Annotated in this window: 16 protein-coding genes and 1 pseudogene; 11 read left to right on the top strand and 6 right to left on the bottom strand. The window is 69.6% G+C overall.

The window, feature by feature from the left end; genetic code table 11:
* Positions 1 to 22: 22 nt before the first annotated feature.
* The 7 genes from CCN51_RS10145 to metK all read left to right on the top strand — a co-directional run bounded on the left by CCN51_RS10145 (position 23) and on the right by metK (position 6,453).
* Positions 23 to 226, top strand: coding sequence for an MbtH family protein (locus CCN51_RS10145; RefSeq protein ID WP_014179368.1), 204 nt, complete (start codon positions 23 to 25; stop codon positions 224 to 226).
* Positions 227 to 339: 113 nt separating this feature from the next.
* The gene (locus CCN51_RS10140; RefSeq protein WP_014179367.1) at positions 340 to 597 is read left to right on the top strand and encodes an acyl carrier protein; all 258 of its coding nucleotides are present in this window, start codon (positions 340 to 342) and stop codon (positions 595 to 597) included.
* A complete protein-coding gene (locus CCN51_RS10135) occupies positions 594 to 1,817 on the top strand; it encodes a beta-ketoacyl-[acyl-carrier-protein] synthase family protein (RefSeq protein WP_043487530.1) in 1,224 nt (407 codons plus the stop codon). The genes CCN51_RS10140 and CCN51_RS10135 overlap by 4 nt, the downstream gene beginning before the upstream one ends.
* Complete coding sequence (locus CCN51_RS10130) at positions 1,814 to 2,968, top strand: beta-ketoacyl synthase N-terminal-like domain-containing protein (protein WP_014179365.1); 1,155 nt, start codon at positions 1,814 to 1,816, stop codon at positions 2,966 to 2,968. Before CCN51_RS10135 ends, CCN51_RS10130 begins: the two co-directional genes overlap by 4 nt.
* Positions 2,969 to 3,072: 104 nt before the next feature.
* Positions 3,073 to 3,819: a 3-oxoacyl-ACP reductase FabG gene (fabG, locus tag CCN51_RS10125; RefSeq protein ID WP_014179364.1), complete on the top strand. Its 747-nt coding sequence runs from the start codon at positions 3,073 to 3,075 to the stop codon at positions 3,817 to 3,819.
* Positions 3,820 to 3,955: 136 nt separating this feature from the next.
* Positions 3,956 to 5,068, top strand: coding sequence for a class I SAM-dependent methyltransferase (locus CCN51_RS10120; RefSeq protein WP_014179363.1), 1,113 nt, complete (start codon positions 3,956 to 3,958; stop codon positions 5,066 to 5,068).
* Positions 5,069 to 5,232: 164 nt separating this feature from the next.
* A complete protein-coding gene (metK, locus tag CCN51_RS10115) occupies positions 5,233 to 6,453 on the top strand; it encodes a methionine adenosyltransferase (protein ID WP_014179362.1) in 1,221 nt (406 codons plus the stop codon).
* Between the two features lie 94 nt (positions 6,454 to 6,547).
* On the opposite strand, the gene CCN51_RS10110 is transcribed toward metK, so the two are convergent.
* Positions 6,548 to 7,513, bottom strand: coding sequence for a helix-turn-helix transcriptional regulator (locus CCN51_RS10110; RefSeq protein WP_043487529.1), 966 nt, complete (start codon positions 7,511 to 7,513; stop codon positions 6,548 to 6,550).
* 102 nt (positions 7,514 to 7,615) lie between these two features.
* Here CCN51_RS10110 and CCN51_RS10105 point away from each other — a divergent pair, with 102 nt between their 5' ends.
* A complete protein-coding gene (locus CCN51_RS10105; protein ID WP_014179360.1) occupies positions 7,616 to 8,749 on the top strand; it encodes an epoxide hydrolase family protein in 1,134 nt (377 codons plus the stop codon).
* A gap of 55 nt (positions 8,750 to 8,804) precedes the next feature.
* Here the strand turns inward: CCN51_RS10105 and CCN51_RS10100 are convergent, their stop codons facing one another.
* Positions 8,805 to 9,872, bottom strand: a complete 1,068-nt coding sequence (locus CCN51_RS10100) for a serine/threonine-protein kinase (protein WP_014179359.1) — start codon at positions 9,870 to 9,872, stop codon at positions 8,805 to 8,807.
* Positions 9,873 to 10,202: 330 nt separating this feature from the next.
* Between CCN51_RS10100 and CCN51_RS10095 the strand changes: the two genes are divergently transcribed.
* Complete coding sequence (locus CCN51_RS10095) at positions 10,203 to 10,727, top strand: transposase (RefSeq protein ID WP_281262460.1); 525 nt, start codon at positions 10,203 to 10,205, stop codon at positions 10,725 to 10,727.
* Positions 10,728 to 10,969: 242 nt separating this feature from the next.
* Here the strand turns inward: CCN51_RS10095 and CCN51_RS10090 are convergent, their stop codons facing one another.
* Entirely contained in the window at positions 10,970 to 11,695 is a 726-nt protein-coding gene (locus CCN51_RS10090; RefSeq protein ID WP_014179357.1) for a hypothetical protein, read from the bottom strand.
* A gap of 222 nt (positions 11,696 to 11,917) precedes the next feature.
* Complete coding sequence (locus tag CCN51_RS10085) at positions 11,918 to 12,271, bottom strand: MerR family transcriptional regulator (protein WP_014179356.1); 354 nt, start codon at positions 12,269 to 12,271, stop codon at positions 11,918 to 11,920.
* Positions 12,272 to 12,394: 123 nt separating this feature from the next.
* Between CCN51_RS10085 and CCN51_RS10080 the strand changes: the two genes are divergently transcribed.
* Positions 12,395 to 12,874: a hypothetical protein gene (locus tag CCN51_RS10080; RefSeq protein ID WP_014179355.1), complete on the top strand. Its 480-nt coding sequence runs from the start codon at positions 12,395 to 12,397 to the stop codon at positions 12,872 to 12,874.
* 12 nt (positions 12,875 to 12,886) lie between these two features.
* Here the strand turns inward: CCN51_RS10080 and CCN51_RS10075 are convergent, their stop codons facing one another.
* On the bottom strand, positions 12,887 to 14,107 hold the full coding sequence (locus tag CCN51_RS10075; RefSeq protein ID WP_043487526.1) for a helix-turn-helix domain-containing protein: 1,221 nt from the start codon (positions 14,105 to 14,107) through the stop codon (positions 12,887 to 12,889).
* Positions 14,108 to 14,429: 322 nt separating this feature from the next.
* Between CCN51_RS10075 and CCN51_RS54850 the strand changes: the two genes are divergently transcribed.
* Positions 14,430 to 14,567: a hypothetical protein gene (locus tag CCN51_RS54850; RefSeq protein ID WP_014179352.1), complete on the top strand. Its 138-nt coding sequence runs from the start codon at positions 14,430 to 14,432 to the stop codon at positions 14,565 to 14,567.
* A 380-nt stretch (positions 14,568 to 14,947) separates the two neighbouring features.
* Here the strand turns inward: CCN51_RS54850 and CCN51_RS10070 are convergent.
* A pseudogene (locus tag CCN51_RS10070) lies at positions 14,948 to 15,233 on the bottom strand (transcriptional regulator); the annotation flags it as partial.

Genomic DNA, 15,233 nt, shown 5'->3' with positions numbered 1-15,233 from the left:
CGAGAGAGGAAAGCATCCGGATATGACAAACCCCTTCGACGACGAGACCGGAACCTTTCTGGTCCTGGTCAACCACGAGGGCCAGCACTCCCTGTGGCCCGCGTTCGCCGAGGTCCCGGCCGGCTGGACGGCGGTACTCGCCGAGACCAGCCGTGAGGAGGCCCTGGCCTATGTCGAGCGCACCTGGACCGATCTGCGTCCGAAGAGCCTGATCGACGCGGCCTAGCCCGCTCACACCCGACCGACGCGGACCGGTCCCACCCGGGCCGGTCCGCCCGAGGGCACCACCCAACCCCCCACCCCAACGCACCTCTCATTTTCCCGACGGAGGAATTCGCAATGAGCGCCATCACCATCGACGCCGCCACCGAGGCCAAGGTCCGTGACATCCTCGCCAACTCCCTCGACCTGGACAGCGAGGAGCTGACCCGCACCGGGCTCTTCGTGGACGAGTACGGGGCCGACTCGCTGTGCGCGATCGAGATGCTGTCCGCCATCGAGGTGGCGTTCGGCGTCACCATCGAGCAGGACGAGCTGGAAAACATGGTCCACTTCGAGGCCGTCCTCGAGGTGCTCTCCCGGGCCGAATCGCGATGACCGCCCAGCGAGTGGTGCTGACCGGACTCGGCGTCCTGTCCAGCATCGGCAATGGCGTCACCGAGTTCACCAGGGGGCTGCGCGAAGGCCGGTGCGGCGCCGGGGAGATCACTCTCTTCGACGCCACCGGCTTCCGCCGCCAACTGGCCCACGAGGTCAAGGACTTCGAACCGGCCCAGTGGATCCGCCACACCCCGCTCGAAGAGCTCGGCCGGGCCAGCCAGTTCTCCGTGGCCGCCACCCGGCTGGCCGTCCAGGACGCCGGGCTCGACCTGGAAGAGCTGCGCGGCCGGCGCGGTCTGGTCACCATCGGCACCACCGACGGCGAGGCCAGGGAGCTCGACCAGCTCGTCGAGTCCGAGCTGGCCGTGGGCATGGCGGGCCTGGACCCGACCGCGGTACGGCGGCTGCCGGCCCACCGGCTGGCCCTGGCCGTCGTCCGTGAACTGCGGCTCCCGCAGGCGGTGCCGTCCGTACTCGGCACCGCCTGCGCGGCGGGCAACTACGCCATCGGCGACGGCTTCGACGCCGTACGGTTCGGCGAGGCCGACTACGCGCTGGTCGGCGGGTCGGACGCACTGGCCCGCCGCACCTTCGCCGGGTTCTCCCGGCTCGGCCTGGTCGCCTCCGACCGGTGCCGGCCGTTCGACGCCGAGCGGGAGGGGCTGCTGACCGCCGAGGGCGCGGGCGTCCTGCTGCTGGAGACCCTGGAGTCGGCGCGGGCGCGCGGCGCCCGGATCTACGCCGAGCTGCTCGGCTACGGCCTCAACTGCGACGCCCACCACCCGACCGCGCCCGACCAGGAGAGCGTCGCCCGCTGCATGGGCCTCGCGCTCGCCGACGCCGGAATCAAACCGGAAGAGGTCGATCTGGTGTCCGCGCACGGCACGGGCACCAAGACCAACGACATCACCGAGACGCGCGCGATCCGCGAGCTGTTCGGCGACCGGCCGCCGCGCACCGTGGCCCTGAAGTCCATGCTCGGCCACTCCATGGGCGCGGCCAGCGCCCTGGGCGCCGCGGCCTCGGCCGTCGCCCTGGCCCACGGCTTCATCCCGCCCACCGTCAACCACCGCTCCACCGATCCCGAATGCGGCATCGACTGCGTGCCCAACCACGCCGTCCCGGCGCCGCTGCGGATCGTGGTCAACAACGGCCTGGCCTTCGGCGGCAACAACGCCTCCGTCGTCCTCGGCCGCTATGAGGAGGACCAGCGATGACCCCCGTACCCACCAAGGAGGTCACCACCGAACCCCGGCCGCCCGCCCGTACCGACCGCGCCGTCATCACCGCCTGGTCGGCCGTCTCCCCGTACGGCATGGGCCGTGCGGCGTACGCGGAGGGGATCACCGGGCGCCGCCCCACCGAATCCGTACCGGACCCGGCGGCCTGGCAGACGCCCGACGCCGCCGCCTGCCTGGTGCCCGGTTTCGACATCCGCCAGATCCTCGGCCGGGCGGGCACCCGCACCATGGACCGGGCCATGGGGCTCGCGGTCACCGCCGTACGCGAGCTGTTCGAGGAGGCCGAGGCCGACGAGCGCCCGGTGACCCGCGGGGCCGGGACCGCGCTCGTCCTCGGCACCACCTTGGGCAGCGCGGCCAGCCAGCAGAACTTCAGCCGGGCCTCGTATCTCGGGGAGAAGCCGTACGACGTGCCGGCCCAGCTGATGCCCAACACCCTGATGAACAGCCCGGCCGGTGCCAGCGCCATCCGCTTCGGCCTCAAGGGCCCCAACACCACCGTGGCCGGCGGCCGTCCGACCGCGCTGCTCGCCCTCGCCTACGCCCGCCGGCTGCTGGCCGCGGGCCGGGCCGAGCGGGCGCTGGTGGGGGCGGTGGAGGAGTACTCCGGGGCCCGTTCCTGGCTGGAGCGGCACAGCCGTGGCGCGGACGAGGAGCAGACCGCGCCGCTAGGGGAGGGCTGCGCGGTGCTGCTGATCGAACCCGCCGACACCCTCCCCGAGGACCGCCCGGCGCTCGCCGAACTCCTGGCGATCGACGTACGGGTGGACGTCCGCGGCGATCTGCCCGGCACCCTGCGGGAGAGCGTGCGCCACGCCCTCGCCGAGTCCGGGGTCGACCCGGCCGAGGTGTGGGCGGCGTCCGGTGGCGGGCTGAGCGGAGACGCGGGCGACCACGAACAGGCCCTGCTGACCGAGCTGTTCGGGCACGAGGCCGCGACCCGGGCGGCGTGCCACGAGCTCATCGGCGACACCGCCTCGGCCCAGGCCGCGTTCCAGCTCGCCGCGGTCCTCGTCACGGCCGGGGCCGACCCGGCCTCGGCGGGTCGGGCCGCCGTGATCACCTCGGTGGACCGCGAGGGCCTGGTGGCCTGCGGGGTGCTGCGGCTGCTGGGCGGTGCCCGATGAGCGGCGCGATTCCGACTCCTGGCGCAGGGCCGACGCCCGGTACGGCCCCGGCGGACCCCGCTGCCGCCGAGGCCGCTGGGGCCGCCGTAGCCGCCGAGGCCCCCGTGCCCCCGCCGGTCGCACCCGTCGCGCTGGTCAGCGGCGGTTCCCGGGGCATCGGCCGGGCGGCCGCGCTGCGGCTGGCCCATGACGGCTACGCGATCAGCTTCTGCTACCGCTCGGACGAGGAGGCGGCCCGGCAGCTCGGCAAGGAACTGGCCGAGCTGGGGGTCGGCTCCCTCGCCCAGCGCCTGGACATCAGCGACGGCGAGGCCGTACGCGCATGGGTCGCGCGCACCGAGCGCGAACTGGGCCCCGTCGCCGTCGCCGTGGCCAGCGCGGGCATCACCCGCGACAAGCCGATGCTGATGATGTCCGACCAGGACTGGCGGGCGGTCGTGTCCACCAACCTGGACGGGGCGGCCCACGTCTGCCGGGCCGTGCTGTTCCCGATGGTCAAGCGCAAGACAGGCTCGATCATCACCCTCTCGTCGGTGTCCGGGGTCTACGGCAACCCGGGCCAGGGCAACTACTCGGCCTCCAAGGCCGGGATGGTCGCCATGACCCGGGCGCTGGCCAAGGAAGTCGGCCGCTACGGCATACGCGCCAACGCCGTGGCCCCCGGAATGATCGACACCGATATGACCGGCGCCCTCAGCGGAGGCCAGCGCGATCGTGCCGTGGCGGCCATCCCGCTGGGCCGGTTCGGCACCGCTGAGGAGGTCGCGGAGGCCGTGTCCTTCCTGGCCTCCGACAAGTCCGCGTACATCACCGGATCCGTGCTGCAGATCGACGGCGGGATCGTCCTGTGACGCCTCCTATGACGCCTCCCATGACGCCCTCTGTGACGCCCCCGCCCCCGCCCACGTTCCACCGCACCTCCGCCGACTTCGGCGCTGCCGCCCCCCACAGCCCTGTCCCCACTCGACACTCCAAGGAGCTGGCCTCATGACCGTTCCCGCCACCACCGCCTCCGCCAACCTCACCCCGCTCGTCGACACCACCGCCTTCCCGGAGGCCGTGGACGGCGAGGTCCGCGCCGCCCACCGGCTGTACGAGCACCTGATCGGCATCTGGGCTCCAGGCGTCATCGAGGCCGCCCAGGACCTCGGCGCCTTCGCCGCCCTCACGGTCGGCCCGGCCACCGCCGCACAGCTCGCCGAGGTGCTGGACACCGATCTGCGGGCCACCCGGGTCCTGCTGGACGGCCTGTACGCGTACGACGTCGTCGAGCGCAGCAGAGGGGAGGACGGCCAGGCCGTCTACACCCTCCCGGCCGAACTGCACGGCGTGTTCGCCCCCGACGGGCTCTTCAGCCTCGCCGGGAAGATCGGCCACGACCGCAATGTGGCCTGGAACGCCTGGCGCCGGCTCGCCGAGAACGTCCGCTCCGGCGCCCGCACCGCCGAGGGCGCGCAGCAGCTCAACCAGATATCGGAGGAGGACTACACCTCGCTGGTCCGCGGCATCAACTTCTGGGCGCCGCCGATCACCCGCTCGCTGGCCGGCGCGCTGCGCGAACTCGGCTGGACCACCGGCCGCTCCAGGACCCTCCTGGACGTCGGCTGCGGCACCGGCATCTACAGCCACCTGCTGCTGCGCGAGTTCCCCGAGTTGACCGCCCGCGGCCTGGACGCCGAGCGGATCATCCCGATCGCCGCCCGGCAGGCCGGGCAGCTGGGGGTCGCCGAGCGGTTCCAGGGCGAAGTCGTGGACTTCTGGAGCGAGGACTGGGGCAGCGGCACCGACCTGGCGCTGTTCGTCAACATCTTCCACCTCCAGACCCCCGAGTCGGCCCGCGAGCTGCTGCTGAAGGCGGTCAAGGGGCTCACCGAGGACGGGGTGATCGCGATCGCCGACCACATCGTCGACGAGGACGGCGGCGAGGGCTCGGTCCAGAACAAGTTCTTCCGGCTGTTCGCCGCGTCGATGCTGGCCACCGGCGGCGGCGACGCCTTCACCGTCCACGACTACGACCAGTGGCTGGCCGACGCGGGGCTGCGCCGGATCGGTCTGCTCGACACCCCGATGCACCGGGTGCTGCTGGCCCGCCGTTCCTGATCACCCGTTGTTCCTGATCACCCCCGGCCATCCCCGTGTCAGCCATCTCCGTGTCAGCCATCCCCGTGTCAGCCACCCCCTGTTGAGGCCATCTCCCCAGCTCCCCGGCGTGACCCCGCGCGCCGGGGAGCACCTCTCTCATCCCATACAAGGGAGTACGCACCATGTCCGTACGCCTCTTCACCTCCGAATCGGTGACCGAAGGCCACCCCGACAAGATTGCCGACCAGATCAGCGACAGCATCGTGGACGCCCTGCTCGAGAAGGACCCGCGCGCCCGGGTGGCGGTGGAGACGCTGCTCACCACGGGCCAGGTGCATATCGCGGGCGAAATCTCGACCACCGCCGGGGACGTGGACATCGTGTCCCTGGTCCGCAGGCGCATCCTGGACATCGGCTACGACCGCTCCACCAAGGGCTTCGACGGCGCCACCTGCGGTGTCTCGGTCTCCCTCGGCGCCCAGTCGCCGGACATCGCGCAGGGGGTCGACACGGCGTACGAGATCCGCGAGACCTCAGACGCGACAGGCCCGGTGGTCGACGAACTCGACCGCCAGGGCGCGGGTGACCAGGGGCTGATGTTCGGCTACGCATGCGACGAGACACCCGAGCTGATGCCCCTCCCGATCATGCTGGCCCACCGGCTGGCCCGCCGCCTGACGGCCGTACGCAAAAACGGCACCGTGCCGTATCTGCGCCCCGACGGCAAGACACAGGTGACCGTCGAGTACCGGGGCAGCAAGCCGATTCGGCTCGACACCGTGGTGGTCTCCAGCCAGCACGCCGCCGATGTCGACCTCGCCGGGCTGCTCGCCCCCGACATCCGCGCCCATGTCGTCGAGCCGGAGCTCGCGGCGCTGCGCGCCGACGGCATCCGGCTGGCCACCGACGACGTAAGGCTGCTGGTCAACCCCACCGGCCGGTTCGAGATCGGCGGCCCCATGGGCGACGCCGGGCTGACCGGCCGCAAGATCATCGTGGATACGTACGGGGGTGTGGCCCGGCACGGCGGCGGCGCGTTCTCCGGCAAGGACCCGTCCAAGGTCGACCGCAGCGCCGCGTACGCCATGCGCTGGGTCGCCAAGAACGTGGTGGCCGCGGGTCTCGCGGACCGCTGCGAGGTGCAGGTCGCGTACGCCATCGGCAAGGCCGAGCCGGTCAGCCTGTTCGTCGAGACCTTCGGCACCGCCCGGGTGGCCGTGCGGCGGGTCACCGACGCCATCAGCGAGGTGTTCGACCTCAGGCCCGCTGCCATCATCCGCGACCTGGACCTGCTGCGCCCCGGCTACGTCAGGACCGCCGCGTACGGCCACTTCGGCCGCCCTGAGTTCACCTGGGAGCGCACCGACCGGGCGGCGAAGCTGCGGGCGGCGGCTGGTCTGTAAGCCCGGCCGCCGCCCGGGGCCGGAGTTTGCGGTGAGTATGGGACAGCGACACGCCGTGGCATCGGCGTGTCGCTGTCCCAAAGCCACCACAACCTCACGGCCGTGGGACGGCGGCCCGGAGGGCGCGGTCCCCGACCACCCGCAGATGGGCCAGCAGCTCCGGGGGCTCATGCACCTGGAACTCACAGCCCAGCATGAGCAGCCGGGACGCCAGCCACTCCAACGTATCGGCGCGTCCGTGCAGCTCACAGCTGTTCTCGTCGATCGACCGCAGCTCGCCGGGCGCGGCGCCGAGCCGCTCGGCCGCCTGAGCGGCCGGGAGACGGAGGGTGGCCCGCACCTCGTAGGTGGGCGCGAGGGAATACATCCTGCGGGTGACGAAGGCGGCCGCGTCCTTCTCGGGCAGTTCGCGGGGCGGGACGCGTACACCGGTGGGTTGGAGGCGGGTCATCCGGTCGACGCGGAAGATCCGCCAGTCGTCGCGTTCGGTGTCGTACGCCAGCAGATACCAGCGGCGCCCCGCCAGCACCAGCCGGTGCGGCTCGACCAGCCGCCGGGTCCGGCTGCCGTCCCCCGACTGGTAGGCGAACCGCAGCCGTTCATGGCCGGCCACGGCCGCGGCGGCCACCGCCAGCTCATGCGGGTCGACGGGCGTGGCGCTCTCGGTGAACAGCGACTCCGTCGCGGCCCGGAAGGCCCCGACCCGGTGCCGCAGCCGGGACGGCAACACCTGCTCCAGCTTGGCCAGCGCGCGCAGGGACGCCTGCTCGATACCGCTCACCGGCTTTCCGACCGCCGTACTGAGCGCGACCGCGATGGCCACGGCCTCCTCGTCGTCCAGCAGCAGCGGCGGCATGGCCTTGCCCGCGGCGAGCCGGTATCCCCCGGCGGCCCCCATGCTCGCCTCGACCGGATATCCCAGCTCGCGCAGCCGGTCGACGTCCCGCCGGACCGTACGAGGGCTGACGCCCAGACGGTCGGCGAGCTCGCTGCCGGGCCATTCGCGCGGGGTCTGCAACAGGGACAGCAACGACAACAACCGGGCCGAAGGAGTGCTCATGGCGTCCATGATGCCGCGCGATCTAGGCCAGGATCCGACCTAGATGGGACCTACTGTCGCTCACGACCGCACACCAGCGTCTGAAGAGAGAGACCAGCTGCCATGAGCGATGAACTGCGCCCCTTCCACATCGACATCCCCCAGTCCGATGTAGCCGACCTCCACGACCGCCTGGCCAACACCCGCTGGCCGAGCCGGCTCCCCGGCGAGGGCTGGAGGCGTGGTGTGCCGCTGGCCCACCTCAAGGAGTTGGCCGACTACTGGCAGGGGGGCTACGACTGGCGCCGGCACGAGGCGCGGCTGAATGAATTCCCCCAGTTCATGACCGAGATCGACGGACAGGACATCCACTTCCTGCACGTACGCTCACCCGAACCCGACGCGCTGCCGCTGATCCTCAACCACGGCTGGCCGAACTCCTTCATCGAGTTCACCGACCTCATCGGCCGCCTCACCGACCCCCGCGCACACGGCGGCGACCCGTCCCACGCCTTCCACGTCGTCGTCCCGTCCCCGCCCGGCTACGGCTTCTCCGCACCGCCCCGCGAAACCGGCTGGACCGTCGCCCGGGTGGCGGGGCTCTGGGTGCGCCTGATGCAGCGCCTCGGTTACGACCGCTACGGCGTCCAGGGCGGGGACCTCGGCGCGTACATCGCCCCGGAAGTGGCCAAGGCGGCACCGGACCACGTTGTCGGCGTCTACATCATCGCCGGCCTCGGTCTCCCCACGGAGGCCGACCTCCCCGAGCTGACCGACGACGAACGCGCGGTCTTCGAACAGCTCCAGCAGGCCGACTGGATGAACGGCGTCCCCCACCACGCCCTGCTGCGCGCCGCACCGCAGACCTTCGCGTACGGCTGGCACGACTCCCCCGTGGCCGCGCTGGCCTGGATGATCCAGAAGTTCAAGGAGTTCACCGTCGCCGACAAACTCCCCGAGGAGCTGATCGACCGCGATCTGATCCTCGCCAACACCACCCTCTACTGGCTCACCGACACCTTCGGCTCCTCGTCCTGGCCCATGTACGACAGCACGGGCTTCGGCTGGCCGGAGGGCCAGAAGGCCGTGCCCACCGGCGTCTACAGCGGGGCCCCCGGCATCCGGCGGCTCGCCGAGCGCCACAACACCATCGTCCACTGGCCCACCGACAACCCGGGCGGCCACCACTTCGTGGCCATGGAGCAGCCCGACCATCTGGCCGCCGATATGCGTGCCTTCTTCGCCAAGGTCCGCTGACCCGGAATACCTCTCATCCGGGATACCTCGAAGGATGTACGCGCGGGCAACCGCGTCAGATACGCAAGGTCAGCTGCGAGAGATCGGAGCGGATCCGTGCCGGTGCCGGCCTGTCCTTGGGATCCTTCGCGAGCAGGCCGATCAGCAGCGGACCCAGCGACCCCGCGCGTCGCGGGGTGAGCGGCGGGTCGGTCAGGACGGCGGCCATTGCCGCCGTCGGGCTCGGCCCGTCGAATGCAGCCGATGCCTCGGCGGCGTAGAAGAGCGTGGCTCCAAGTGCCCACAGGTCGGTGGCGGGTGAACTCTCCAGCCCCCGGATCTGCTCCGGGGACATATACGCCGGCGTCCCGATGATGGCGCCCACTTCGGTGAGCGTCGGATCACCCTCGAACCGGGCGATGCCGAAGTCCGCGAGCTTTATCGTTCCGTCCCGCCGGACGAGGACGTTCGCGGGCTTGACATCGCGATGAACGATGCCCAGTGCATGCGCTTCCGCCAGCACATCGAGCATCGCAAGGCCGATCGCGGCCACCCGCGCCGGGGGCAGCGGCCCCTCGCGCTCCACCATCTCCTTCAGCGTCACCGCCTTGACCAGCTCCATCACGATGAGCACCGAGTCCTGATCCACGAGGACGTCGTAGACGGTCACGGCGTTCCCGTGGTCGAGCTGCGCGGCGGCCCGCGCCTCGCGGAGCATACGAGCTCGCATGGTCCGTCTCGCGTCGGGCGAGAGCCCCGAGGGCGGAAGGAGCTGCTTGATCGCCACTTCCCGCCCCAGCACGTTGTCCCTCGCCCGCACGACCACACCCATGCCGCCGCGGCCGAGCTCTTCCAGCGGGGTGAACCGGCCCGACGACAGCGTGACGGCCTCCGGCTCCCGGAGGGTCGCGGTCGCGACCACGTTGACCTGCGCTGGGACGGTGGGAGGCCGCACCGCCGATCGGCGCTGCCGCCGACGATGCCGGATCACCAGGTAGACGACGAACTGGATGACCAGGATGGCGAGAACCGTGGCGCCGAAGATGACGAGGGGGCTGAGGGACTCAGGCGGATCCGTCGGCGCTTCCGCGGCAATCGCTCCATGGCCGCCCGGCACGGCCTGGATGGCTCGATCGAAGGTCATTGCCGCCTCTCGTCCCGCGGTTCCAGGCCAGTGCTCCAGGTTCTTTGGCCGCTTGTCTACCCGTCAGTGCTCGGCCTGTCCACTGACCTGGTCAAAGCAGCCCCTCGTACGCTTCAGGCAGATCTGGCGCTTCGGGTAGTTTCCTTGCCTCGACGGCCCCGCGAAGAAGCGGCCCCAGACTTAGCTTGTCGTTTATCTGACGAGTTCGAAACGTGCCTCGAACTGGGTCGCTCACCTGGGCATTCGCCGGACGCGCGGGCGGCCTCGACTTGATCATGTGCTCCGACCAAGGACGCACCTGACCAGACCGAGGCCGTGGAGAAGAGTGTGCTGCAACAGGGGGACCGGCATGAGGCGTTCGCGACGCTGTCACGCTTCCGCGGGGAGTTCTACGACTGCCTGAACGGACGCAGCGGATTGAACAAGGGGCGCCTGGACGTTGCCCGGTTGCGGCGGACGATTGCCGGGATTCCGCTGCCGAAGGCGGCGGAATCCCGCTTGGTCCTGGCGGTCGACGTCTCACCGTGGCTGCGGCCGGACGCCGCCACCTGCCCGGACCGTTCCTTCTGCCACACCTACGGCCGCGGTGATGCCAAACACCAGATGATCCCAGGCTGGCCATACTCGGTCGTGGCCGCGCTGGAGACCGGCCGCACCTCGTGGACCGCCCTGCTGGATACGATCCGCCTTCAACCCAGCGCCGACATCGAGCCCCTGCTGCCAACCCCGGCGGCCGAGACCCGCCGCGGCGGCCGGCCGGAGAAGTGGCCGCGGCGCGAGATCGTCGACGCGATCCGCTATGTGGTGGATACCGGATGCAAACGGAGGGCCATGCCTGCGGATTACCCGCCTTGAAGGACAGTGTGGGGATTCATGGCCCGCTGAGCGGCGGCCGGGGTCATCGGGCAGATCCGCGATGCGCTCGCTGGCCGGATCTGCTGCACGATGAGTAAAGGCCCCCGGGGCGGTGGCCACCGTGAACACTGATTACCTGGGCCGCCATCACCCTCATGACCCGTCGCCTCACCAGAGGTAAGAAGAGCATGACCTGCTTGCCGGATCGACGGCGCGGCGGGAGTGCCGTTGCCTGACCATCGTCATCTTGCCCATTGTGGGCAGAACTCCACGTGCAATTGTTCCCAGTTGCGCATTTTCGGTGTGTCCAAGTCCCAGTCGTAGATGGGTCGGCAAACGTGGTAATTGCAGGAACCGGGAAGGTGATACTCGGTCGCGGCATGGGGCGGCCCATCCTTCGTGACGGCGAATATCTCCTTCGCTCCTTCGCGGAAGGCCGCGGTACCACCGGTCAGTAGCAGCGTCTCGGCATAGACGTCCTTGCGAAGGAGAAAATCGTTCGCCGCCTTCGGGTTGTCCGGAATGATGCAGTCAGCCTTGAGGCCGGGAAGATCTCTCTCCGGCACACTCGCGGTGCGGAGCTCGCGCGGAGCATTCCCCACGTTGAGACGTTCCCGGATTCGCTTCCAGCGGGAAGGACGCAACTGCACTGTGCGGGGCGCCAGCACGAGGTCGAGTGGCTGCTCGTCTTCCCAGCCGACACCAGGTGCGGTCGGAGCGGTACGCATCGGCAGGTAGACCAGCGATCGCGGCGACCGCGCTGCGAGCAGCCACAGGGCGCCTATGCGCCTGCCGTCCGGTCGGTCCACATACATCTCGTAATGGCTGTGAGTCTTGTAAAGCGCCCCGTTCCTCAACGGTCCAGCCGGCCGGATCACGCGGTATTCCGTGCCTGCCAACCGCACCTTCTGCACGATAATCTTCACCCGCAGGCTGTCCCGGGTCAGAGGCGCCCGTGACGCGGCCATATCGCTTTCCCCTGCCTGTTGGCCCAGTCAGTCATACTGGTGAGTTCGTTTTCGCTCAGGCACCGGCTCAGACACAGGTCGTCAAGGTCGGTGCTCCCGCTGTTGGAGGACGCTCTTACGACCCCTGCGAAGGTCAACAGAGCTAGATCCAACCAGCATCCCCAGCGGAACGACTCTAGATCCGCTCGCTCGTCAGAAGCCACCCAAGTTCAGAACAGGCACTTACGACACACGCAGCGGGCACCCCGTACCAACCCGCGCGTCGAGGTCGGCCCGCAGGGCCGCGAGCTCGGCCATGCGCGCGTCGATCACCCGGATCTTCTCCTCGAACAACCCGGACAGCGCCTCGGCGGAGTCCGGGGCATCGCGCAGTTCCTCGAAGTTCCGCCCGATCTCGGCCAGCGAGAAGCCGAGGGTTTGCGCCGTGCGGACGTAATGCAGCCAGGTCACGGTCTCCGGTGAGAAGTCGCGATAGCCGTTGGGCAGACGCCGCCCGGTGACGAGGCCGATCTTCTCGTAGAAACGAATCGTGTCCTTGCTCAGACCCGCTTGCGCGGCCAGCTCCCCGATACGCATGGCTCTCCGCCCGCTTGTGGACTTGACCTTGGAGCGTACTCCACTGTTTAGCGTGAGGCTGCAGCTGCTCGACGCTGCCCATTACTACTTCGTCGCTGCCGAGCTACCAGCAGGAGCCTCACCATGAACCGTCTCTTCGCCCCCTCCCGGCACACCTATCTCCGCGTCGTACGCGCAAGCGCCTGGTACGACCTCGTCGTCACGGCGGGATTCGCGACGCCGTGGACCTATGCGCTGGTGCACGACGCGCTGAACTCGCTGAGCGACGCCCTCGGACTGGGCGTCCTGCCCGCCGTCGACCCCGTACAGACCCTCTACGCGAATCTGATGGGCTCGGTTGTGGTCGTCTGGGCGCTGCTCCGTATCGTCAAGCCCCTGTCGGTTCATGGGCTGTTCGACGGTGTCGCGCGCACGCTGTTCTCCATGTGGCTCGCGTACGCGTTGGCCCAGGGTGCCACGCGGGTCCTGTGGGCCTTCTTGGTGGTGGAGGTGGCGTGGGGTGTCATCCAGCTTCTGCCGTGGTGGCGGACCCGGCGCGCCAACCCGCTGGATGGTCCCGTAGGCCCCTCCGCCGCGCATCCCCTCGGCGCCGAGGGCCGGTGAGCCCGGCGGGGGTCAGCGGCTGCGCCCCTCCTGCATCAGCTCTTCGTACGCTTCGCGCAGATCCGGCGCTTCGGACGGTTTCCTTGCCTCAACAGCCTTGACGACCTCAAGCGCCCGCCAGTGGTTGGAGGGCACGACGCGGCCGCTCAGTATTGCTTTCTGGGCGGCATCGCACGCCTCGTCGAGACGGCTTCCCGCCAGCAGAACCAGCGCCAAGTCAATGTTGGCGGAAGCCACTCGGCGCGGCCAATTGGTGGTTTCACCCCCCGGGTTCAATCGGGAGATCACTTCACGGGCATAGCCTTCCGCGGCGGAGTCCCCCAGCCAAGCGAGCGTTGTTGCCGTATACGCGAGGGATTTCGCCGGGTCGTACTGATAGTGGTGCTCCATGGGACGGTCTGGGAGCCCAAGGGCATCGGACATCTTCTGCACCCGGTCGATCGCTAAATATGTCTCCTTCCCGTGACCGAGCCTTGCGCGAGCACGCCCTTCCTGTGCAGTTGCCTGAATCAAGGCGGAGCTGCCAGCAGGGGCAATACTCTGCGCAGTTCGCGAAAGCTCGGCCGCGCGCACGTAGTCCCCATCGGTCAGGATGCGCCACGCGTCCGTTTCGTAGCACCATGCCTCGATCTCCGCATGCTCCGCTTCCCGCGCGAGTGTCACGGCTGTTTCCAGACGTGCCGTAGCCGACTGTTCCTGCTTCAGATCGATGTGAAGCGTCGCACCGAGCAGAGAGAGCCAGCCGCCGACGACCAGCAGGCGTCGATGCTCGGACAGTGTCTTCTTCCCTCCCAACAGGCTTGCCACGTAAGAAGAATGGCGCCGCACACGCTGCAAGAGATCTTGCGGTGGGGTCACGGGATAGGCCGTGGCCAGATCATCAAATGCGCGCTCAAGCCGCTCGAGCGTCTGCGCCCCTACGTCACTCGCCCCCACGCGCCGCGCCAGCTCCCATGCGTCCTGTTCGTCATCGTCAGCGACACCACGGCTGACGTTCCATGGATTAACGGCCACGGGTGCGGGGGAATCCGGCGCGAGAAGTCGGTCCAACTCGTTGGGTGTCGCCTTCAGAAGTTTGGCGATCTTCGGACGCTGATGCGGTTGCGGATCAGCCTCACCACGCTCCCAGCGGTACACCGTGGTTCGATCCACTCTCATGGCTTCCGCAAATGACTCCTGCGTATAGCCGCACGCCTTTCGTCGCTCCGCGAAGCTGCGCCGCTTACCTGCCATGCCCGCACTCCGTCCGGATGCCGTCTCCCCTGGTCAGCGTACTCCGTGCAGCCAACGCGCAGCAGAGATGCAGGAATTCCGCAGTGGTGCGGACTTATCTCGCCCGGTTGAGTAGCCGAACAACCAAAACCCCGGCGCTGCTTGGGACGGCCCGGGGCGTGGCCGATCTGACAGGAGCAGAGCGACAATGCGATTCGTATCACGATCACTCGGACGAGTGAAAAAGGCCCTGTTCGGCCCCCGAACCGCCACCCTCGAACGGCAGCCCATTCCCGCCGCTCCTCCGCCACCCGCCACCACGCCGGACCTTATGCCACGCCCGGTGTCGTACGCGGAACAGATGCGCTTCCGACTACCGCTGATCCCGGTCGAGTGGACCATCCCCCTCATGCGAACCCTCGACCCGGCACCCCCGTACATCCCGCCCTTCACACGCGAACAGGCGGCGATGGAACGGTGACCGGCCTCGAAGAGCCCGCGGCAGACGCCGAAGGAGCCGCCTCCGAACTCCGCTCCGCATTAGCCCTCGCCGACATCGACGCGCTGAGCATCGGGTGGTCGGCCGTGGGCGGCGCGCGGAAGCGCCTGCGCCTCCGGGGTACGGGGGCGCCCGGCCCATGACGACCCGCCCGGCACGGAGGCGGCCAAGTGAGCCGACGCCGACCTGGGCGGATGCCGACGGCCGCCGGTGGTACTGCGGCTATTGCGCGGGCTGGGGTGAGGTCAACTGCCCCGACTGTGGGGGACTCGCGGGATGCGTGACGTGCGAGGGCACGGCCAAGGTCGCGTGCATGGTGTGCTCATCGGGCCGGTGGCCCAAGTGGATCCCGTAATTCGTGGTCAAGGCCCGGAGCGCGCCGCAAGCGCGACTTTGATGCCGACTGCTTGAGTGGTCGCGGGCACAGGGCCGACGAGCGTTTCGTGCGCCCGGTACTCCTGGCCCATCCGCGCGTCGGTGGCGTGCGACTGGCTGAGGTAGTCCGCCGCTCGGTCCTTGTCCCCCGTCCTGCTCTCCACCATGGCGGCGAAGTTGATGTAACTGCCGTACCCCCCCCGTGAAGGGGTGTGCTTCGCTGCGCTGTGCGTTGGCTGCGCCTGCGCACCATCTCGCGGCATTCGGTTCGGG

The sequence above is a fragment of the Streptomyces milbemycinicus genome (genome assembly GCF_002154605.1).
Lineage (GTDB): Bacteria > Actinomycetota > Actinomycetes > Streptomycetales > Streptomycetaceae > Streptomyces > Streptomyces milbemycinicus.
This window is presented reverse-complemented; position numbering and strand designations above follow the sequence as displayed.